This window comes from Tropicibacter oceani, from assembly GCF_029958925.1.
In the GTDB taxonomy this organism is placed as follows: Bacteria; Pseudomonadota; Alphaproteobacteria; order Rhodobacterales; family Rhodobacteraceae; genus Pacificoceanicola; species Pacificoceanicola oceani.
The window spans coordinates 2,286,241-2,306,793 of sequence record NZ_CP124616.1 but is presented as its reverse complement, the minus strand read 5'-3'; the positions used below and the strand labels follow the sequence as shown (position 1 = coordinate 2,306,793).

Below are 20,553 nucleotides of genomic sequence, written 5' to 3'. Positions count from 1 at the left end.
AGCAGGGCTGCGCCCCCCCGGGATATTTTTCGCACAAAGAAACCCGAAAAGGGGGCGCTCAAGCCTCGGCCTGTTTTTCCCAACGGCCCGAATCCTCGGACCAGTATTGCGCCTTGCAGCCGGCGGCGGTGAGGGTTTTCCATTGCCCGCGGGCGATCTGCACCGCCTGCGGGTCGTGGCCTTCGAACAGGACGCAGGCGCGTTCCATCGCCTGCACCTCGTCGGCGCTGATTTCGGCGCCGTCGATGGCCATCAGGCATTGCGGATCGTTCAGGGCGGGCATCTGCCAGGTCAGCAGGATCGGCTGGCGGGCGTCGTGCGGCCCACCCGCCAGGCCGTGCGGCAGGAACCCGTCGTCGGCGCCCTGCCAGAGCTTCTGGTCCAGCCAGTCCATCCTGTCGCGCGCCCTGCCGCGCACCTCGACCCGCCAGCCGGCGCCAAGCGATTTCTCGAGCAGCAGCGGCAAGGTCGCCTCGAGCGGCCTGCGGGTGAGGTGATAGAACAGGACCGCGCCCATCGGATCAGCCCTGCTCGAAGCGGTCGCGCACGAGGCGATCCAGCGCCATGACGCCCCAGCCGGTCGCGCCCTTGGGGGCCAGATCCGTGTCCTTGGCGACCTGCGCCACCCCGGCGATGTCGAGGTGGATCCAGGGCATGTCGTCCTTGACGAAGCGCTTGAGGAACTGCGCCGCGGTGATCGACCCGGCGGGGCGGCCGCCGGTGTTCTTCATGTCCGCCTTCATGGTCTTGATCTGGTCGTCATAGGCCTGTCCCAGCGGCAGGCGCCAGGCGCCTTCGCCCTCGGCCGCAGCGGCCTTGAGGAAGTTGCCGGCAAAATCGTCGTCGTTGGAAAAGACCGCCGCGTTTTCATGGCCAAGCGCGATGATGCAGGCGCCGGTCAGGGTGGCCAGATCGACGATGGCGGCAGGCTGTTCGGATTGTTGCGCGTGCCACAGCACGTCCGCCAGCACCAGCCGCCCCTCGGCGTCGGTGTTGATGACTTCGATGGTGTCGCCCTTCATCGAGGTGACGATGTCGCCCGGGCGCGTCGCCTTGCCCGAGGGCATGTTTTCCACCAGACCCACAAGGCCCGTCACGTTGGCTTTGGCCCCGCGCAGCGCTAGCGTCTTCATGACGCCCGCGACCACGCCCGCACCGCCCATGTCCATGGTCATGTCTTCCATGCCCTGCGCCGGTTTCAGGCTGATGCCGCCGGTGTCAAAGACCACGCCCTTGCCGACCAGTGCCAGCGGCGCGCCCTCGCCGCCCTTCCAGCGCATGATGACCACCTTTGACGGGCTGTCCGACCCCTGCCCCACCGCCAGAAGCGCGCCCATGCCCAGTTCGGCAAGCCTGTCCTCGTCCAGCACTTCGACCTCGACCCCCAGATCGCGCAGTGCCACAAGCCGGGCGGCGAATTCGCTGGTGGTCAGCACGTTGGCCGGTTCCGAAATAAGGTCGCGGGTAAAGACGACGCCCTGCGCCACGGCCAGCGCGGCAACGGCGGCCTGTTGCGCCTGATCGGGGTCCTTGCACATCACCAGGGCGGGCGCCGGGGCCTCTCCCTTGTCGGTCAGGTGGTCGGTAAACCGATAGCCGCGCAGCGCCAGCCCCAGGGCGATCTGCGCCGCCCGTGTAGTGCCTTCGACCAGCAGCGTCAGCGGTTTTGCGCCCACCGCCACCGCCAGCGCCGCACCGGCCTTGCGGGCCATGGCCACCGTGGGGCGGCGTTCCAGCCGCACCACGGTCAGCGCCTCGGCCGCCAGGCCCGCGGGCATGGCCAGGGTCATCGCCTCGCCTTCCTTGAGCTTGCTCCAACGCTCGGACGCCAGCGTGCGCACCACGGCGCCGCGGGTCAGCCGGTTCAGGCGCCGGGCGCCCGGGGTCAGGGTGCCCGCACCATTGACCAGCAGCGCCAGGTGGCCCTCGGCCGTGGCCAGCGCCTCGAGGTCGGTGGCAGCAAACGTGATGTCGCGCAGTTGGGTCATCGTCATATCCTTGTTGGTGCTTTGCCCAGAGGTAGCCCTGCGCGCCGCCAAAGACCAGAGTCAGCTTTCCCCGCCCGCGCCGATCCGATAGACTTGGGCAGCGGTATCAGGTGACAAGGGGCGCGCAGTGCAAAGATTCGACAGGTACATGCTGTCGCAATTGATGGTGTTGTTCGGATTTTTCTCCCTGGTGCTTGTCTCGGTCTACTGGGTCAACCGGGCCGTTGTCCTGTTCGACCGGCTGATTGCGGATGGCCATTCGGCCGGTGTCTTCCTTGAATTCTCGGCGCTGTCGCTGCCGTCGGTGATTGCGCTGGTGCTGCCGATGGCGGGCTTTGCCTCGGTCGTTTATGTCACCAACCGGCTGTCGGGCGAATCCGAATTGACCGTCGTGCAATCGGTGGGGTTTTCGCCCTGGCGGCTGGCGCGGCCGGTGCTGGTGTTCGGGCTGATCATCGGCGCGATGATGGCGATGCTGACCCACGTTCTGGTGCCGGCCTCACTTGAACAGCTCAAGCTGCGGGAACGGGAAATCTCCAGCTCGCTCAGCGCGCGGCTGCTGCGCGAGGGCACCTTTTTGCACCCGACCAAGGGCGTGACCTTTTACATTCGCGACATCACCGAAACCGGAGAGCTGCGTGACGTGCTGTTGTCGGATCGCCGCCAGGACGGCCGCGAGATCACCTATACCGCCGAAACCGCCTATCTTCTGCGCGACGACGCAGGGCCCAAGCTGGCCATGCTGTCGGGCATGGCGCAGACCCTTGACCTGGCGAACAACCGTCTGTCGACCACCAACTTTGCCGACCTGACCTATGATGTGTCCGGGCTGATCGCCCAGTCCAGCCGGGGCCGGCGCAAGGTCGAATACATCCCGACCCTGGAACTGCTGACCCAGACCGAGGCCGTCGCGCTGGAGGCCAATGACAAGCCTGGCGAAGTCCTGGAAGAGGCGCATCTGCGCTTTCAGGGGCCGATCCTGTGCGTGGTCGCGGCGCTGATCGGCTTTTCCGGGCTGATGGTGGGCGGCTATTCGCGCTTTGGCGTGACGCGGCAGATCATCGGCGCCATTTTCCTGCTGGTGCTGGTCAAGATGGTGGAAAGCGCGGTGACCGATCCGGTGCGCGGTGACCCGGCGCTATGGCCGCTGGTCTACCTTCCCAGCCTGGTGGGCTTTGGCATCGTGTTGACGCTGCTGTGGCGCGCCGCGCGCCCCTATCGCCCCCGGCGACGATCGGCGCAGGTGCAGGCGGTGACGCCATGACGCTGCACTATTATTTCGCCCGGCGGTTCCTGTGGCTGTTCCTGTCGATCCTGGGAATTTTTGCGCTGTTCCAGGGCTTTGTCGACCTGATGGACGAAATGCGCCGGCTTGACGGCGACCCGGGCCTGGGTCTTTTGCTGCAATTGGTGGCGCTGAAACTGCCCGAGGGCATGTACCAGTTCCTGCCGCTGGTGATGATCCTGTCAGCGGTGGCGCTGTTCCTGGGGCTGGCGCGGTCGTCCGAACTGGTGGTGACGAGGGCCGCGGGGCGCTCTGGCCTATCGGCGCTGATGGCGCCGGTGACGGTGGCCCTGATCATCGGGGCGCTGGTGGTGGCCATGATGAACCCGATCATCGCGGCCACCTCGAAACGCTATGCCGATCTGCGCGAAACCCATGAAAGCGGCGGCGCCTCGGCCATGTCGATCGGGGCCGAGGGGCTTTGGCTGCGCCAGGGCAGCCCGCAGGGCCAATCGGTGATCCGCGCCGCCCGCGCCAATGCCGATGCCACGGTTCTGTTCGAGGTCAGCTTTGTGATCTACGCCCCGGGCGGCGGCCCGGCGCAACGTATCATCGCCGACAAGGCCGAGCTGCGCGACGGCGAATGGCTGCTCAGCAACGCCAAGGCCTGGCCGCTGACGCCCGGCCTGACCCCCGAAGCCGGGTCCAGACAACACGACACCCTGGCGCTGCCTTCGACCCTGACCCGCGAAAGCATCCGCGACCGGTTCGGCACGCCCTCGACAATTGCCATCTGGGATCTGCCCGCCTTTATCAGCGACCTGCAAGAGGCAGGGTTTTCCGCCCGCCGTCACATTGTCTGGCTGAACATGGAACTGGCGCGGCCGCTGTTCCTGGTCGCCATGATGCTGATCGGCGCGGCCTTTACCATGCGCCCGACGCGGCTGGGCCGCACCGGGGTGTCGGTGCTGGCGGCGGTGATGCTGGGCTTTGGCCTGTACTACATCCGCAACTTTGCCCAGATCCTGGGCGAGAACGGCCAGTTGTCGCCGATCCTTGCCGCCTGGGTGCCGCCTGTCGCATCGGTCTTGCTTGCACTGGGGTTGATACTGCATATGGAGGATGGATGACTCGTCTGCTCCATATCTTGGCCTGTCTTGCGGCCTTTGCCCTGCCCGCCCTGGCGCAGGACAGCGAAACCGCGCCCGAAACGCCGGCGCTTCTGGTGGCCGACCAGGTCTTTGTCGAAAACGAGACCCGGCTGATCGCCACCGGCAACGTCGAGGCGCTGCATGACGGCGTGCGCCTGATCGCCACGCGCATCGTCTATGACCGCGCCAGCGACACGCTGACCATCGACGGCCCGATCCGCATCATCGACGAAACCGGCAACATCCTGCTGGCCGACTACGCGACGCTGGACCAGGGCCTGCGCAACGGGCTGCTGCGCGGCGCACGCATGGTCATGGACCAGCAATTGCAACTGGCCGCGGTCGAGGCCCGCCGCGTCGAGGGGCGCTATACCCAGCTGTCGCGCGTCGCCGTGACCTCGTGCCAGGTCTGCGCCGACGACAGCGCGCCGCTATGGCAGATCCGCGCCACCCGCGTCGTGCACGACCAGCAGGAACGCCAGCTGTATTTCGAAAACGCCCAGCTGCGGGTGCTGGATGTGCCGGTCTTCTACCTGCCCCGCATGCGCATGCCCGACCCGACGCTGAAGCGCGCGCGCGGCTTTCTGATCCCTTCGCTGCGCAGCTCGACCCTGTTGGGCTTCGGGATCAAGATCCCCTATTTCATCCCGATCGGCGATCATCAGGACATCACCCTGACGCCCTATCTGTCGCCCAAGACCCGGACGCTGGAATTCCGCTATCGCCGTGCCTTTCGCAACGGCGATCTGGAACTGAACGGCGCGCTGTCCGGCGACACCCTGCTGCCCGGGGACACCCGCGGTTACCTGTTTGCCACCGGCAATTTCGATCTCAAGCGCGATTTCAAGCTGGCCTTCGATCTCAAGACGACCTCGGACGATTCCTATCTGAACGATTATGACGTCACCGGCGCCGACCGTCTGGACAGCACCCTGACCCTGACCCGCGTGCGCCGGGACGAACTGATCGAGGCCGGGCTGGTGCACTACCAGTCGCTGCGCACCTCGGAAGACAACGACACCCAGCCCACCATCGTCGGCTATTCGCGGATCGAACGCCGGCAATTCCCGTCGCTGATGGGCGGCGAAGTCCGGCTGAGCGCCGAGGCGCATGGCCATTACCGTTATTCCTCGATCCCCTTCGACAGCGCCGATACCGACACCGAGGTGGACGGCCGCGATGTCTATCGCCTGAACGCCGAGGCCAGCTGGCGCCGCCGCTGGACGCTTGCCGGCGGCATGCGCGCCGGGGTGACGACCCATCTGTGGCTGGACCGCTACAGCACCCGGCAGGATGTGACCTCGGTCGCCGATGTTTCGCGCGCGACGCCCGGTGTTGCGCTGGAACTGCGCTGGCCCTTCCAGAAACAGGGCGCGGGCGGCGGGCGCACCCTGATCGAACCGGTGTTGCAATACGGCTGGGTCGGCGGCACCCGCCCCGGCAATCCCAACGACGAAAGCACGCGGGTCGAATTCGACGAAGCCAACCTGTTGTCGCTGTCGCGCTTTCCCGCCGCGGACCGGCGCGAACATGGCAGCACGCTGGCCGCCGGTCTGCGCTGGATGCATCAGGCCCCCGGCGGCTGGACCGCCGCGCTGACCTTTGGCAAGGTCTGGCGCACTGACGCCGACCCCGATTTCACCCGCTCGTCCGGGCTGACGGGCAAGGAAAGCGATTTCCTGATCGCCGGGCGCCTGGCCACGCAATCGGGGCTCAGCCTTGTGGCGCGCGGCCTTCTGGACGATACCGCCCGCTTTTCCAAGGCCGAGGCCCGCGCCGGTTGGTCCAACAGCCGGATGGATCTGGGCGCCTCTTACGTGTTGCTGGTCACCGACCCGGCGGAAGACCGCGCAAAGGCCCAGTCGGAATGGACCTTTGACGGCAGCTATCGCATGTCCCGCCACTGGACCGGATCGACCGAGTGGCGCTATGATCTGGCGGATCGCAACCTTGACCGCGTCGGGCTGGGCCTGCAATACCGCAATGAATGCGTTCAGGTGGATTTCGGGGTGCAGCGCCGCTATGCCTCGGCTACTAATCTTGAACCAAGCACGGATTTCGACCTGACTGTCGCTTTGCAGGGCTTCGGCACCAGTGGCAGCGCCAAGGAGTATCGCCGCACATGCAACCAATGACCAAGCTCATCGCCCGTCTGGCCTTTGCCGCGACGCTGGCCATGGCCCCCGTGGGCGCCGTTCAGGCGCAGGGTCTGTTTTCCCCCGCCATCGTCGTCAACGACATGGTGATCACCGGATACGAGTTGCAGCAGCGCGCCGAAATGCTGCGCCTGCTGAATGCGCCGGGCGATTTGCAGCAACTGGCGCGCGAACAGCTGATCGACGACCGCCTGCGCCTGCAGGCCGCCTTTGACGCAGGGGTCCGCCCCGAGGGCGAGGAAATCCTTGACGGGATGGCGGAATTCGCCGGGCGCGCCGACCTGACCCGCGATGAATTCATCAAGGTGCTCGAAGCCAACGGCGTGTCGGCCGAAACCTTCCGCGATTTCGTCAAGGCGGGCCTGTCCTGGCGCATCCTGGTCAGCCAGCGCTTTGCCGGCCGCGCCAACGTTTCCGAGGACGAGGTCGACCGCGCCCTGTCCGCTGGCGGGTCAAGCAGCAACGTTCGCGTCCTGCTGTCCGAAATCATCATGCCGATGCCGCCGCAGCAGGCCGAAGAGGTCCGCGCCCGTGCCGCGCGCATTTCCCAGATCACCAGCCCGGCGGAATTCTCGGCCGAGGCGCGGCGCTATTCGGCGACGCCCACGCGCGGCAATGGCGGACGCCTGCCCTGGCGCGAAGTGACCGAGCTGCCGCCGGTGCTGCAACCGCTGGTGCTGGCGCTCAAACCCGGCGAGGTCACCGCGCCGCTGCCGATCCCGAATGCCATCGCCCTGTTCCAGCTGCGCGACATCGAGGAAACCGGCTATAGCGCGCCCGAAGTGGCCGCAATCGACTATGCCGCCTATTACATGGCGGGCGGGCGTTCCGACGAAACCTTGGCCAAGGCGCGCGTGCTGCAAGGCCGGGTGGACCGCTGCGACGACCTTTACGGCATCGCCAAGGGCCAGCCCGCCGAGGTGCTGGAGCGCGGCACCCTGCCGCCTGCCGATATTCCCACCGACATCGCCTATGAGCTGTCCAAACTGGATCCGGGCGAAGTGTCGACCACGCTGACCCGGGCGAATGGTCAGACGCTGGTCTTCCTGATGCTTTGCGGGCGGACCAACAAGATCTCGGAGGATGTGGACCGTCAGGAATTCACCCTGGGGCTGCGCAACCGCCGCCTGTCGGCGCTGGCCGATGGCTATCTGGCCCAGCTGCGCGCCGACGCCCGCATCGTCGAGAAATGACACCCAGCCCCATCGCGGTCAGCTGCGGCGAACCGGCGGGCATCGGGCCTGAACTGGTCGAAGCCTGCTGGCAGGTGCTGAAGGGCGATCTGCCCTTTTACTGGATCGGCGATCCGGCGCATTTGCCGGGCACGGTGCCCTGCGCAACGATCACGGCCCCCGGCGAGGCGGCACAGATCGCCAGTCATGCGCTGCCGGTGCTGCCGCTGGCGTTCGACGGCCCGCGCATCCCCGGCCAGGCGCAGCCCGCCCATGCCAAAGGTGTGATCGCAGCGATCGAGACCGGGGTGGCGCAGGTTCAGTCGGGCGCGGCCTCGGGGCTGTGCACCCTGCCGATCCACAAGCAGGCGCTGGCCGAAGGGGCGGGTTTCGGCTTTCCTGGCCATACCGAGTTTCTGGCCCACCTGGCGGGTGCCGACGAGGTGGTGATGATGCTGGCCTCGGACATGCTGCGGGTGGTTCCGGTGACCATCCACATCGCGCTGAGCGCGGTTCCTGCCCAGTTGACGCCCGGGTTGCTGGAACGCCGGCTGCGCATCACCCACGCGGCCCTGCGCGACCAATTCGGCATCACAAACCCGCGCATCGCCGTCGCCGGGCTGAACCCGCATGCCGGCGAAGGCGGGCGCATGGGGCGCGAAGAAATCACCGTGATCACCCCGGTGCTGGAGCGCCTGCGCGCCGAAGGGATGGACCTGGCGGGTCCTCTGCCCGCCGACACCATGTTCCACGCCGCTGCCCGCACACGCTATGACGTGGCGGTCTGCATGTATCACGACCAGGCGCTGATCCCGATCAAGACGCTGGATTTCGACCGCGGGGTGAACGTGACCCTCGGGCTGCCGTTCATCCGGACCTCGCCGGATCATGGGACGGCCTTTGACATTGCCGGGACCGGACAGGGGAACCCGTCTTCGACGCTGGCGGCCTTGCGTCTGGCGTGGACCATGGCGGGCGGGTCGGTATAAGGGGGGCTCTGCCCCCGGCGCCGCTGGCGCCTCCCCCGGGATATTTGGAGCAAATGGAAACCATGAGCGCAATTGACGACCTGCCGCCACTGCGCGATGTCATCAACACCTTTGAGCTTCGGGCACGCAAATCCCTGGGGCAGAACTTTCTGCTGGATCTGAACCTGACCTCGCGGATTGCGCGGATTGCCGGCGACCTGTCGCAGACCGATGTGATCGAGGTGGGCCCCGGGCCCGGCGGGCTGACGCGCGGATTGTTGGCCGAAGGCGCGCGCAAGGTGCTGGCGATCGAAAAGGACGCGCGCTGCCTTCCGGCGCTGGCGCAGATCGCGCGGGCCTATCCGGGACGGCTGGAGGTGATCGAGGGCGATGCGCTGAAGATCGATCCGCTGGCGCATCTGACGCCGCCGATCGCGATCTGTGCCAACCTGCCCTACAACGTCGGGACCGAACTTTTGGTGCGCTGGCTGACGCCGAAGGACTGGCCACCGTTCTGGTCGTCGCTGACGTTGATGTTCCAGAAGGAAGTGGCCGAACGGATCGTGGCCGAGCCGGGGTCAAAGGCCTATGGCCGGCTGGCGATCCTGTCGCAATGGCGCACCGAGCCGCGCATTGCCCTGCATCTGCCCCCCGAAGCCTTTACCCCCGCCCCCAAGGTCAGCAGCGCCGTGGTGCATTTTACCGCCCTGCCCGAGCCACGCTTTCCCGCTGATCCGGCGGTTCTGGAACGGGTGGTGGCCAAGGCCTTCAACCAGCGGCGCAAGATGTTGCGCGCGGCGTTGAAGGGATTGGTGCCAGATGTCGAGGATCATTTGCTGGCAGCCGGGATCGCGCCGACCGAGCGCGCCGAGCGCGTGCCGCTGGAGCAGTTCTGCGCCCTGGCGCGCAGCATTGCCGGGGCCTGACAAGAGCCGGACCGGAGCAACAAAAAAGCCACGCTGATCAAGGCGCGGCTTTTTCGTTTTGAGGTGTCACGCCCGCCTTATTCGGCGGCGTCCGGAGTGTCGCCTGTCGGAGGCTGCGGCGCAGGTGCGGCCGGTGCATCGGACCCGCCGGCATCCTGGTTTTCGACCGGCTTTTTCACACGCGGTTTGCGCGGTGCGCGGGGCTTTTTCGGCTTGGGTTTGTCTTCGGCGGCGGGCTGGGCGGCATCGCGCGATTCCGGTGTTTCGACCAGGCCGGGGCCATCGTCATCGGCCCGAAGGTCCAGCACATCGGGCTGATCACCGCTTCCGGCGCGATCATGGCCTGCTGCGTCCTGCGGACCGGTGTTGTCGTCATCGCGGCGGGGGCGCGGGGTGTCGCGTTCGGAACGCTCGCGGTCGCGGTCCCGCTGGGCCTGGCGTTCGCGGTTCTCGCGCTCTTGCGCCTCGCGCTTGGCGTCCTGTTCCTTTTGCGCTTCGCTGAGCATGCGCATGTAATGCTCGGCGTGCTGCTGAAAGTTCTCGGTGGCCACGCGGTCGTTGCCAAGCGCGGAATCCCGCGCCAGCTGGTTGTACTTGTCGATGATCTGCTGCGGGGTCCCGCGCACCTTGCCTTCGGGGCCGTTGCTGTCGAACACGCGGTTGACGACATTGCCCAGAGAGCCGGTGTTGCGGTTGCGGTTGCTCTTGTTCCGCGAACGAGATTTGGAAGATCGCATGTTTTGGATATCCAGCCTGCTTTTGGACTGTTTCGTGACCACCGTGGCGCATCCTGCGCCAGATCAAGTTGGGGTCACCTGAATGTTGGCTTGATGTCGGGCGCGACCGCGATTGGTACGATCAAGCCTTCCGACATGGGGTTGTAAACATGGATTCTGCCGTCGGGGCAAGAACAAATGCCCGGAACCTGGCGATTTCATGCGGTTTTCAGGCGGTTTTCTGCGGATGCGTGCCCAGCACCACACGATCGCGCCCGTCCATATCCGCGATCACGGCGATTTTGCGCAGACCGGCCGCCGCCATCAGCGCCGCCACATCGGCGCCCTGCGTCGGGCCGATCTCGACCAGCAGGCGGCCGCCCGGGGCCAGGTGGCGCAGCGCCCCCGCCGTGATTGCGTGATAGGCCTGAAGCCCGTCGCCCTCGTCGGTCAGGGCAAGCCGGGGTTCGTGGTCGCGCACCTCGGGGGACAGGAACGGCATTTCGTTCAGCGCGATATAGGGCGGGTTCGACACGATCAGGTCGAACTGGTCGTCGCGGTCCAGCGGGGCGAACCAGCTGCCAAGGCAAAGATCGGCCCGGCCTTCCAGTTTCAGCGCATTGCGGTTCCAGAAGGCCACGTTCAGCGCCGCCTCGCTGATATCCACGCCGACGCCGACCGATCCGTCGCGTTCGGCCAGCAGCGTCAGCAGGATGCAGCCCGACCCGGTGCCAAGGTCCAGCACGCTGGCAAAGGGTTCGGCCAGTGCCGCCTCGATCAGGGTTTCGGTTTCGGGGCGCGGGTCCAGCACCTCGGGGGTGACAAGGAAATCGCGGCCATAGAACTGCCGGCGTCCGGTCAGATGGCTGACCGGCACCCGTTCGGCGCGGCGCTGGACCATCACGTTGAAGATGACCTCAAGCTCGGGGTCAACTTCTTCGGGCAGGAACAGGGTCAGGCGGCCGGGCGGCACCTTGAGCACATGCGCCAGCAGGCGGCGGGCATCGCGGCCCGCGTCCGGCACATCGGCCTGCACCAGCGTGGCGGTGCCCCGGGCCACCAGTTCCGCGCCGCGCATCGCCTAGTGCTCCATTTCGGCCAGCAGCCCGGCCTGATGTTCCGAGATCAGCGCGTCGATGATTTCATCCAGATCGCCTTGCATGATCTGATCCAGCCGGTACAGGGTCAGCCCGATGCGGTGATCGGTCATGCGGCCCTGCGGAAAGTTGTAGGTGCGGATGCGTTCGCTGCGATCGCCGGTACCGACCTGGCTTTTGCGGTCCGAGGCGCGTTCGTTGTCGATTTTCTGCCGTTCGGCATCGTAAAGCCGGGCGCGCAGCACCTGCATGGCGATCTCGCGGTTGCGGTGCTGGGACTTTTCAGACGACGTCACCACGATCCCCGACGGGATATGGGTGATGCGCACCGCCGAATCCGTGGTGTTGACGTGCTGACCGCCCGCGCCGGAACTGCGCATGGTGTCGATGCGGATGTCGTTCGGGTCGATCTTGATGTCGACGTCCTGCGCCTCGGGCAGTACCGCCACGGTCGCCGCCGAGGTATGAATGCGCCCGCCGCTTTCGGTTTCGGGCACGCGCTGCACCCGGTGCACGCCGGATTCGAATTTCAGCCGGGCAAAGACGCCGTCACCGGCAATGCGCACCACCAGTTCCTTGAGCCCGCCCAGATCGCTCAGCTGTTCTTCGATGACTTCCCATTTCCAGCCGCGCCCTTCGGCATAGCGCTGGTACATGCGCGCCAGATCACCGGCAAACAGCGCTGCCTCGTCGCCGCCGGTGCCGGGCCGGATTTCCAGAACTGCCGGGCGCGCATCGGCCGCATCGCGTGGCAGCAGCGCCAGTTGCACGGCGCGCTCGACCTGCGGCAGACGGGCGCGCAGGGTTGGCAGCTCTTCCTCGGCCAGTTCCTTCATCTCGGGGTCAGAGAGCATGGATTCGGCTTCGGCCAGGTCGGCCACCAGCTGTTCCCATTCCTCGATCTTGGTCACAACGGGTTTGAGCTCGGAATATTCGCGGCCCAGTTCGGCAATATCGCCCTGCCCCGTGGACATGCGGGCCTCGACGTATTCCAGCCGTTCCTTGATCTGATGCAGTCGGTCACTTGGGATCATGCGCTTCACTTGCCCATGAAAGCGCGGGCGGTCAACCCTCTGCCTGCGCGGCGCGCAACTGCTCCAGCCAGCCATCGACCCGCGCGCGGTTCACGCCCATGTCAGTGGTGCCAAAGCGCAGACGCCCCCAGATTTCAAGCTGGCCATCGTTCTGCTGGACGGTGGTGTAATCGGGAAAGCCCATCCACTGGCTGCGCGTCACATAGGTCACGCGCCCTTCGGCTGGGGTTCCGGCCAGCACATCGGTGCGCGGCGTGGCCAGGATGATGCCGTTCAGCTGTTCAAACGCGCCTTCGGTCGCGGGGATGCGGCGGCGCACACCGCCAGCCAGGTCCTGATCGGCGGTCACCATGGGGTCCACGTGCCAGACTGCCGGGTCCGACGGGGCCAGGCGTATCCAGGCCAGCAGGCCGATAGCCACAAAGAGGATCGTCAGGAAGATCATGCGCAACGAACGGGCTCCGAATGTATGTGGTCTCATCCCCGCGCAGGGGATGACACGGCCACAGACGATTCTGAAAGGGGCTCGCAGAGAATTGACACAAACTTGCCGATGGGCCTGTGGATGGCGGCGGGTTACCGCCGTGTCCACCCCCAAAGGCACAGCAATTCCGTGGCCACATGGGCCCCCGCGATGGCGGTGATGGCCATGTGGTCGAACGGCGGGGACACCTCGACCACATCGCCGCCGGTCAGGTTGATGCCGGCCAGGGCGCGCAGGATCATGGCCGCCTGGGCGCTGCTCATCCCGCCCCAGACCGGCGTGCCGGTGCCCGGGGCAAAGGCCGGGTCCAGCGCGTCGATGTCGAAGGTCAGGTAACAGGGGTTGCTGCCGACGATCTCGCGCGCCTGTGCGGCGATCTCCTCGAGGCCCTTGGCATGGACGGCGCGCGCGTCCAGGATGTTGAACCCGATGGGGTCCGGGTTGTCGGTGCGAATCCCGATCTGGACCGAGCGTTCGGGCACGACCAGCCCCTCTTTCACCGCCTTGTACATGAAGGTGCCGTGATCGACGCGGGCCGCATCATCATCGGCCCAGGTATCGGTATGGGCATCGAACTGGATCACCGACAGCGGACCATGCACCTTGGCATGGGCGCGCAGACAGCCCAGCGTCACCGAATGATCACCGCCCAGCGCGATGCAGGCGGTATCCGTCGCCAGGATGCCGCCGACATGGGCCTCGATTTTGGCGGGCACTTCGGAGGGCATGGCATAGTCAAAGGCCATATCGCCATAGTCGGCGATGGCAAAGTCGCTCAGCACGTCATAGCCCCAGCCATAAGGCGCATCGCAGGGCTGCAAAAGCGACGCCTCGCGGATTGCGCGCGGTCCCAGACGCGTGCCGGGGCGGTTGGTGACCGCCTGGTCGAACGGCAGGCCGGTCACGGCAATATCGGCACCGCTCAGGTCCTTGGTATAGCGGCGGCGCAGGAACGACGGCGCACCGGCAAAGACGTTTTCAAAGGACGGGCCCTTCAGGTCTTCGCGGGTAAAGGCGTGATCGATCTGTTTTTTTGCGTCTTCCAAGGCCATGGGGCGTCCCTTTGCGGTGTCGGGGTGGGCGGGTGGGCGACGCCGAAAAGGGACGCCGCCACCCGGAACCGGTTTTGAAAAGCCTTTACAAAGGCAGCGCGCGTTCCACAAGCGTGGCAAAGAAGGACGCGCCGACCGGGGCAATGTCATCGTTGAAATCATACCTGGGATGATGGCAGACCGGCGTGTCGCCCTGCCCCAGGAATAGATAGGCCCCAGGCCGCGCCTCAAGCATATAGGCGAAATCCTCAGCCGCCATGATCGGCTGGCAATTGTCCTCGACCTTGCCGGCCCCCACCACCTCGCGCGCGACCTGCGCGGCAAAGGCGGCCTGATCGGCGTGGTTGATCGTCGGCGGATAGCCTTCCTCATAGCGCAGCGTGGCGCTTTGACCAAAGGCGCGTGGCTGGAATTCGACGATCTCGGCCATGCGGGCCCGCGCCAGCGCCTGCACCTCCTTGTCGAAATAACGCAGGGTGCCGACGATCCTCGCGGTGTCGGGAATGATGTTGGTGCCGCCATCCGCGTGGATCTGCGTGACCGTGATCACCAGTGCGTCCAGCGCGTTGATGTTGCGGCTGACGATGGTCTGCAGCGCCTGCACAATCGCCACGGCCGCCATCACCGGGTCCTTGGCCTGATAGGGCATCGCGCCATGCCCGCCGACGCCCTGCACGTCGATGTAAAACGTATCGACCCCGGCCATCAACGGCCCCGGACCGGTGTGCATATGCCCCACCTCGCCGCCCGGCATGTTGTGGATGCCATAAACCTCGTCGATACCGAAGCGCTCCATCATGCCCTCTTCGACCATGATACGCCCGCCGCCTTCACCCTCTTCGGCGGGCTGAAAGATCAGCGCGACCCGGCCCGCAAAATTGCGCGTCTCGGCCAGATATTTCGCCGCCCCCAGCAGCATCGTCGTATGCCCGTCATGGCCGCAGGTATGCGCCACCCCCGGCACGGTCGAGGCATGATCGGTCCCCGACAGATCCTCCATCGGCAGGGCGTCCATATCGGCGCGCAGCCCGATGGTGCGCCCCGGCCCGCGCCCTTCGATCACCGCCACCACGCCGCTGGTCGCAATCCCGGTGTGAATATCCGTGATGCCAAAGCCCTTCAGCCGCTCGACCACGAATTTCGCGGTCTCATGGCACTCCAGCCCCAGTTCAGGGTGCTGGTGCAGATAGCGGCGCCAGGTTTTCATGTCGTCCGCCATGTCGGCGATGGAATTGAGTACGGGCAAGTCGGTGCTCCTTTTTGCGCCAGCCTGCACGCCTTGCCGTCAAAAGGAAAGGCGCTGCGGGACGGTGGGTGGGGCGTCGTTCCGCCAGGAACGCGCGTCACCCCGTCCCGTGCCGCCGTTCGATCAGACGCGCAAAGAAACTCGCCCCGATGGGCGCCGCCGCATCGTTGAAATCAAACTCGTTGTGGTGCACCGACGGTCCCTTGCCCTGCCCCAAGAACAAGAAACACCCCGGCCGCGCGTTCAGCATATAGGAAAAATCCTCGGCTCCCATCTCGGGCGGCAGATTGTCCACCACCAGCGGCGACACCTCGCGCGCGACAGATACGGCGAATTCCGTCTGCGCGGCGTGGTTCACCGTGGGCGGATAGTTGCGCCGGTAATCCAGCGCCGCCTGAACCCCGTAACTGGCCGCCTGCCCCGCGACGATGGCGGCAATCCGCGCCTCGGCCAGATCGCGCACATTTGGGTCAAGGCTGCGTACCGTACCGCCCAGTACCACCTCTTCGGGGATGATGTTGAAGGCCGTGCCGCCGTGCATCATGGTCAGCGAAATCACCAGCGAGCCCAGCGGATCAATCTCGCGCGCGACCAGCGCCTGCAGCGCCTGTCCGATGGCAAAGGCGCAGGGCATCGGATCGCGGCAATCATGCGGATAGGCGGCGTGCCCGCCCTTGCCCATCACGGTGATCTCGAAATCATCGACGGCGGCCATGATCGGCCCCGGGGTGGTGCGGAATTCGCCCAGCTCGCCAAAAGGATCGGTATGCAGGGCATAGACCTCCTGCACGCCGAACCGCTCCATGATCCCCTCTTCGACCATGATCCGCCCGCCGCCGATGGTTTCTTCGGCCGGTTGAAAGATCAGCACCACGCTGCCTTTGAAATTGCGCGTCTCGCACAGGTATTTCGCTGCGCCCAATAGCATCGAAGTGTGCCCGTCATGGCCGCAGGCGTGCATCCGCCCCGGCACCGTGCTGGCCCATTGCGCCCCCGTCGCCTCGTCCATCGGAAGGGCGTCCATGTCGGCGCGCAGCCCCGTCACCGGCCCCGGTCCCTTGCCATGGATCACCCCGACGACGCCGCTGGTCGCGATGCCTTCGTGGATCTCGTCAACGCCGAATTCGCGCAATTGCTCCACAACAAATGCCGCCGTCTCAAAGCACTCCAACGACAGTTCGGGATGCATGTGCAGATGCCGCCGCCAGCCCGTCATTTCATCGGCAAATCCCGCAATCCTGTTCACCACCGCCATCTCTGGACTCCTTGTCATCAATCCCGCACCAAAGGACCTGACGCGAAACCAAAGGCAAATGCAATGAGCGACGATCTGATCCACGACCCGAACGGCGGCATGCCGCGCCTTGTCGAAATCATGCGGCGGCTGCGCGACCCGGAAACCGGCTGTCCCTGGGATCTGGAACAGACCTTTGCGACCATCGCCCCCTATACCATCGAAGAGGCCTACGAGGTCGCCGACGCCATCGAGCGCGAGGCCTGGGACGAGCTGAAAGGCGAATTGGGCGACCTGCTGTTCCAGTCGGTCTTTCACGCGCAGATCGCGTCGGAACGTGGGCTGTTCACCTTTGACCAGGTGGCCGACACCATGAGCGACAAGATGGTCGCCCGCCATCCGCATGTCTTCGGCGACGAATCGCGTGACAAAAGCGCCGAGCAGCAGACCCAGGATTGGGAGGCGATCAAGGCTCAGGAACGCGCCGCCCGCGCGCGCGGCGGCGTGCTGGACGATGTCGCCATGGGGCTGCCCGCCCTGATGCGCGCGGTCAAACTGCAAAAGCGCGCCGCGCGGGTCGGCTTTGACTGGCCCTCCACCGACCAGGTGATCGACAAGATCGTCGAAGAGGCGCAGGAGCTGCGCGAAGCCACCAGCCCCGACCACCAACACGAGGAATTCGGCGATCTGCTGTTCGTCATGGCCAACCTCGCCCGCCATCTGGACATCGACCCCGAAGAGGCCTTGCGCGCCGCCAACGCCAAGTTCACCCGCCGGTTCCGGTCGATCGAAGCCGCGCTGGCCCAGCAGGGCAAGCGCCCCGAGGACAGCGATCTGGCAGAAATGGACGCGCTGTGGGATGCCGCCAAGCTGGCGGAAAAAGCGCCGGGAAAAACCTGAACGCTTCACTCAGGTATTGACCCGATCATTTTAGTCAGGTTTAAGAACCCCAGTTTAGAACCACAAAGCCAACGGAGACTTTCATGTTCCTGCGTCTGACGACCGCGCTTGCCACCCTTGCCATTGCCGCCCCGGCCCTGGCGCAAGAGGTCAACCTGTATTCCTATCGCCAGCCCGAACTGCTGGAGCCGCTGACCGACGCCTTTACCGAGGCAACCGGCATCAAGGTCAACGTCGCCTTCCTGGAAAAGGGCATGGTCGAACGGCTCAAGGCCGAAGGCAGCCGGTCGCCCGCCGACCTGATCTTTACCGTCGATGTTGCCCGCCTGGCCGAGGCCGTGCAGGCCGGTGTGACCCAGCCGGTGGACAGCGAAACCCTGCGCAGCAATGTGCCGGCCGCCTATCACGACCCCGATGGCCACTGGTGGGGCCTGACCACCCGCGCGCGCATTGTCTATGCCTCCAAGGACCGCGTCGCCCCCGACGAGGTGACCACCTACGAAGACCTTGCCGACCCCAAGTGGAAGGGCCGCATCTGCACCCGGTCCGGCACCCACCCCTATACCGTGGCGCTGGTCGCGGCGATGCTGCACCACCACGGCGAAGACGACACCAGGGCCTGGCTCGAAGGGGTCAAATCCAACCTCGCGCGCAAACCGCAGGGCAACGACCGCGCTCAGGTCAAGGCGATCTGGTCCGGCGAATGCGACATCAGCCTGGGCAACACCTATTACATGGGCCAGATGCTGGAAGACCCCGAACAGACGGAATGGGCCAATTCGGTCAACGTGCTGTTCCCGGTTTTCGAAGGGTCGGGAACGCATGTGAACATCTCGGGCGTGGCGATGACCGCCTCGGCGCCCAACCGTGACAACGCGCTGAAGATGATGGAATTCCTGACCACCCCGACGGCGCAGCAAGTCTATGCCAAGGCAAACTACGAATACCCCATCGCGCCGGGTTCGGAACCTGATGAGTTGGTGAAAAGCTGGGGCAGCTTCACCGCAGACGACACCAACCTGATGACCCTCGCCAGCCTGCAAGAGGCAGCGCTGCGCTTGGTCGAAGAGGTCGATTTCGACGGCTGATCGCCGTTGGCGCCAGCAACGGCCCAACAGGACCAGGGGCGCCCCCATCGGGGCGCCCTTTTCGTTGCGCGTCATGGGTCAGTCGCGCGACAGCGCGGCGACCGCGATCATGGCAATCACCGCACCGGCGGCGTTGAACACAAGATCCAGCGCGGTGTTGTAATAGCCGCCCACATTGGTATCGGGCACCATCAGAACGGCGGTGAATTCGATGATCTCGTTGGTCGCCCCCAGCCCCATCGCCGCCAGCACCGGAAAGACGTAAACAGTCCAACTGCCCCGGGTGTCCGGGAAATGCCGCAGCAGCAGGTGATGCAGCAGCCAGGCGGAAATGCCAAAGCCATAGGCATGCACCACCTGGTCATACTTCAGGATGAACAGGTTTTCATTTTCCACCAGCGGCACAAGGCGCAGGTTGTACAGCACCGACCCATCGACCGGCACACCGCCCCCCGCCATATGCGCAAGCCCCCACAGCGACAGCGCCCACAACATGGCGGGTGGATACTCGGCCTTGCGCAGGGAAAACCCGACCAAAGCGATCAGCACCAGCATCGTCACGATGTAGACGATGAACTCGTAATTGCCGATGGCCAGGAAATAGATTGAAAAGGCCGCGACATAGAGGGCGGTAAACCCTGCTACGGCCAGCTCGGAGCGTGTGATCTGTGTCATGCCATGATGATTGTGCCAGCCAGCCCCACTTGGCAAGAGGCGAGACGCCCATGGCAGGGCGGTGGGCGGGACGGTGGGCGGGGCGAGGTTCCGCAGGAACAAGCGCCGTCCTGCCGTCCAACAGCCCGACAGGGCGCAATCCCGCAAAAGCAAAACGGCGCCCCGAAGGACGCCGTTTCGAAAGCGGTAGGCGAAAACGCTTACTGCGCTTCGGTGATGAACTTCACCGCGTCGCCGAAGGTCTGGATGGTTTCGGCTGCGTCGTCCGGGATCTCGATGCCGAACTCTTCTTCGAAGGCCATGACCAGCTCGACGGTGTCGAGGCTGTCCGCACCCAGATCGTCGATGAACGAGGCGCTTTCCGTCACCTTGTCCTCTTCCACGCTCAGGTGCTCGACCACAATCTTCTTAACGCGATCTGCGATGTCGCTCATGTCAGTTCCTCACTTTATCGAGCCTCTCTGGCCCATTTCGCCCTCGCCCCGAGGGGGTGGCATCCGGTGCCCTTGCGGGCGGCTTCGGCCGGGAAATTCCCGACCCTGGCCTTTAAACGCATCTGCGCCCCTCGGCCAAAATCTGGGGCGCTATAGCATACGCTGGCGCGATGGCAAATGCTTTGTCATCGCTGCCGCGCAGCAAGTTCTACAGCATGGCCATGCCGCCGTTGACGTGCAGGGTGGTCCCGGTCACATAGCCCGCCTCGGGACTGGCCAGATACAGCACCGCTGCGGCGATTTCCTCGGGCGTGCCCATGCGGCCCGACGGGATCTGCGTCAGGATCGCCGATTTCTGATCGTCGGTCAGCTTGTCGGTCATCGCGGTTTCGATAAAGCCCGGCGCGACCGCGTTCACGGTGATTCCCCGCGTCGCCACTTCGTAGGCCAGCGATTTCGACATGCCGATCATCCCGGCCTTGGCGGCGGCATAGTTGCCCTGCCCCGGGTTGCCGGTGGCCCCCACGATCGAGCTGATGTTCACGATGCGGCCCCAACGCGCCTTCATCATGCCGCGCAGCACGCCCTTGCACAGCCGGAAGGTCGAGGTCAGGTTGACCTCCAACACGCTGGACCATTCCTCTTCGGACATGCGCATGAACAGGTTGTCGCGGGTGATCCCGGCGTTGTTCACCAGAATGTCGACCGCGCCCATCGCCTCGGCCGCCTGCTTGGGCAGGGCGTTGACCGCCTCGGCGTCGGACAGGTTGCAGGGCAGCACATGGGCGCGCGATCCCAGCTCGGCGGCCAGCGCCTCGAGCGGTTCGACCCGGGTGCCGGAAAGACCCACGGTTGCGCCCGCGCCATGCAGCACCTTGGCGATCTCGCCGCCGATGCCACCCGAAGCGCCGGTGATCAGCGCACATTTTCCTGTCAGATCGAACATATCCCGTCCTTCTTTCTTGTCCTGCCTCGCCGAGCGAAAAAACCGTAGGCGAAAATATTGA

The 20,553-nt window shown here is 65.5% G+C and carries 20 protein-coding genes; 8 read left to right on the top strand and 12 right to left on the bottom strand.

Annotation, left to right across the window (positions count from 1 at the left end; genetic code table 11):
• Nucleotides 1-58: 58 nt before the first annotated feature.
• Nucleotides 59-517, bottom strand: a complete 459-nt coding sequence (locus tag QF118_RS11105; RefSeq protein WP_282299126.1) for a DNA polymerase III subunit chi — start codon at nt 515-517, stop codon at nt 59-61.
• A gap of 4 nt (nt 518-521) precedes the next feature.
• Nucleotides 522-1,988, bottom strand: a complete 1,467-nt coding sequence (locus tag QF118_RS11100) for a leucyl aminopeptidase (RefSeq protein WP_282299125.1) — start codon at nt 1,986-1,988, stop codon at nt 522-524.
• Nucleotides 1,989-2,136: 148 nt separating this feature from the next.
• Here QF118_RS11100 and lptF point away from each other — a divergent pair, with 148 nt between their 5' ends.
• The 6 genes from lptF to rsmA all read left to right on the top strand — a co-directional run bounded on the left by lptF (nt 2,137) and on the right by rsmA (nt 9,586).
• Entirely contained in the window at nt 2,137-3,252 is a 1,116-nt protein-coding gene (gene lptF / locus QF118_RS11095; protein ID WP_282302464.1) for an LPS export ABC transporter permease LptF, read from the top strand.
• A complete protein-coding gene (lptG, locus tag QF118_RS11090) occupies nt 3,249-4,343 on the top strand; it encodes an LPS export ABC transporter permease LptG (protein WP_282299124.1) in 1,095 nt (364 codons plus the stop codon). Before lptF ends, lptG begins: the two co-directional genes overlap by 4 nt.
• On the top strand, nt 4,340-6,499 hold the full coding sequence (locus tag QF118_RS11085; RefSeq protein ID WP_282299123.1) for an LPS-assembly protein LptD: 2,160 nt from the start codon (nt 4,340-4,342) through the stop codon (nt 6,497-6,499). Before lptG ends, QF118_RS11085 begins: the two co-directional genes overlap by 4 nt.
• The gene (locus tag QF118_RS11080; protein WP_282299122.1) at nt 6,487-7,713 is read left to right on the top strand and encodes a peptidylprolyl isomerase; all 1,227 of its coding nucleotides are present in this window, start codon (nt 6,487-6,489) and stop codon (nt 7,711-7,713) included. The genes QF118_RS11085 and QF118_RS11080 overlap by 13 nt, the downstream gene beginning before the upstream one ends.
• Nucleotides 7,710-8,681 (top strand): 4-hydroxythreonine-4-phosphate dehydrogenase PdxA, encoded by a 972-nt coding sequence (gene pdxA, locus QF118_RS11075; protein WP_282299121.1) that lies wholly within the window; start codon nt 7,710-7,712, stop codon nt 8,679-8,681. The genes QF118_RS11080 and pdxA overlap by 4 nt, the downstream gene beginning before the upstream one ends.
• Before the next feature lie 62 nt (nt 8,682-8,743).
• Entirely contained in the window at nt 8,744-9,586 is an 843-nt protein-coding gene (gene rsmA / locus QF118_RS11070; protein WP_282299120.1) for a 16S rRNA (adenine(1518)-N(6)/adenine(1519)-N(6))-dimethyltransferase RsmA, read from the top strand.
• A 77-nt stretch (nt 9,587-9,663) separates the two neighbouring features.
• Here rsmA and QF118_RS11065 read toward each other — a convergent pair whose 3' ends face one another.
• From QF118_RS11065 to QF118_RS11035, 7 genes are all read right to left on the bottom strand, one after another.
• On the bottom strand, nt 9,664-10,323 hold the full coding sequence (locus QF118_RS11065; RefSeq protein WP_282299119.1) for a DUF4167 domain-containing protein: 660 nt from the start codon (nt 10,321-10,323) through the stop codon (nt 9,664-9,666).
• A 208-nt stretch (nt 10,324-10,531) separates the two neighbouring features.
• The gene (prmC, locus tag QF118_RS11060) at nt 10,532-11,380 is read right to left on the bottom strand and encodes a peptide chain release factor N(5)-glutamine methyltransferase (protein WP_282299118.1); all 849 of its coding nucleotides are present in this window, start codon (nt 11,378-11,380) and stop codon (nt 10,532-10,534) included.
• Nucleotides 11,381-11,383: 3 nt separating this feature from the next.
• Nucleotides 11,384-12,433, bottom strand: a complete 1,050-nt coding sequence (prfA, locus tag QF118_RS11055) for a peptide chain release factor 1 (RefSeq protein ID WP_282299117.1) — start codon at nt 12,431-12,433, stop codon at nt 11,384-11,386.
• A 31-nt stretch (nt 12,434-12,464) separates the two neighbouring features.
• Nucleotides 12,465-12,878 (bottom strand): DUF1499 domain-containing protein, encoded by a 414-nt coding sequence (locus QF118_RS11050; protein ID WP_282299116.1) that lies wholly within the window; start codon nt 12,876-12,878, stop codon nt 12,465-12,467.
• Nucleotides 12,879-13,009: 131 nt separating this feature from the next.
• Entirely contained in the window at nt 13,010-13,969 is a 960-nt protein-coding gene (gene speB / locus QF118_RS11045) for an agmatinase (protein WP_282299115.1), read from the bottom strand.
• Nucleotides 13,970-14,054: 85 nt separating this feature from the next.
• Nucleotides 14,055-15,215 carry a M20 aminoacylase family protein gene (locus QF118_RS11040; protein WP_282299114.1) on the bottom strand — a complete coding sequence of 387 codons (1,161 nt, stop codon included), beginning with the start codon at nt 15,213-15,215 and terminating at the stop codon, nt 14,055-14,057.
• Nucleotides 15,216-15,312: 97 nt separating this feature from the next.
• Nucleotides 15,313-16,470 carry a M20 aminoacylase family protein gene (locus QF118_RS11035; protein ID WP_282302463.1) on the bottom strand — a complete coding sequence of 386 codons (1,158 nt, stop codon included), beginning with the start codon at nt 16,468-16,470 and terminating at the stop codon, nt 15,313-15,315.
• Between the two features lie 63 nt (nt 16,471-16,533).
• On the opposite strand from QF118_RS11035, the gene mazG reads away from it, so the two are divergent.
• Both mazG and QF118_RS11025 read left to right on the top strand, forming a co-directional pair.
• On the top strand, nt 16,534-17,349 hold the full coding sequence (gene mazG / locus QF118_RS11030) for a nucleoside triphosphate pyrophosphohydrolase (protein WP_282299113.1): 816 nt from the start codon (nt 16,534-16,536) through the stop codon (nt 17,347-17,349).
• Nucleotides 17,350-17,432: 83 nt separating this feature from the next.
• On the top strand, nt 17,433-18,437 hold the full coding sequence (locus tag QF118_RS11025; RefSeq protein WP_282299112.1) for a Fe(3+) ABC transporter substrate-binding protein: 1,005 nt from the start codon (nt 17,433-17,435) through the stop codon (nt 18,435-18,437).
• Between the two features lie 78 nt (nt 18,438-18,515).
• On the opposite strand, the gene QF118_RS11020 is transcribed toward QF118_RS11025, so the two are convergent.
• The 3 genes from QF118_RS11020 to fabG all read right to left on the bottom strand — a co-directional run bounded on the left by QF118_RS11020 (nt 18,516) and on the right by fabG (nt 20,492).
• Nucleotides 18,516-19,112: a DUF2238 domain-containing protein gene (locus QF118_RS11020; RefSeq protein ID WP_282299111.1), complete on the bottom strand. Its 597-nt coding sequence runs from the start codon at nt 19,110-19,112 to the stop codon at nt 18,516-18,518.
• A gap of 200 nt (nt 19,113-19,312) precedes the next feature.
• Nucleotides 19,313-19,546 (bottom strand): acyl carrier protein, encoded by a 234-nt coding sequence (locus QF118_RS11015; RefSeq protein ID WP_282299110.1) that lies wholly within the window; start codon nt 19,544-19,546, stop codon nt 19,313-19,315.
• Between the two features lie 208 nt (nt 19,547-19,754).
• On the bottom strand, nt 19,755-20,492 hold the full coding sequence (fabG, locus tag QF118_RS11010) for a 3-oxoacyl-ACP reductase FabG (RefSeq protein WP_282299109.1): 738 nt from the start codon (nt 20,490-20,492) through the stop codon (nt 19,755-19,757).
• Nucleotides 20,493-20,553: the final 61 nt, after the last annotated feature.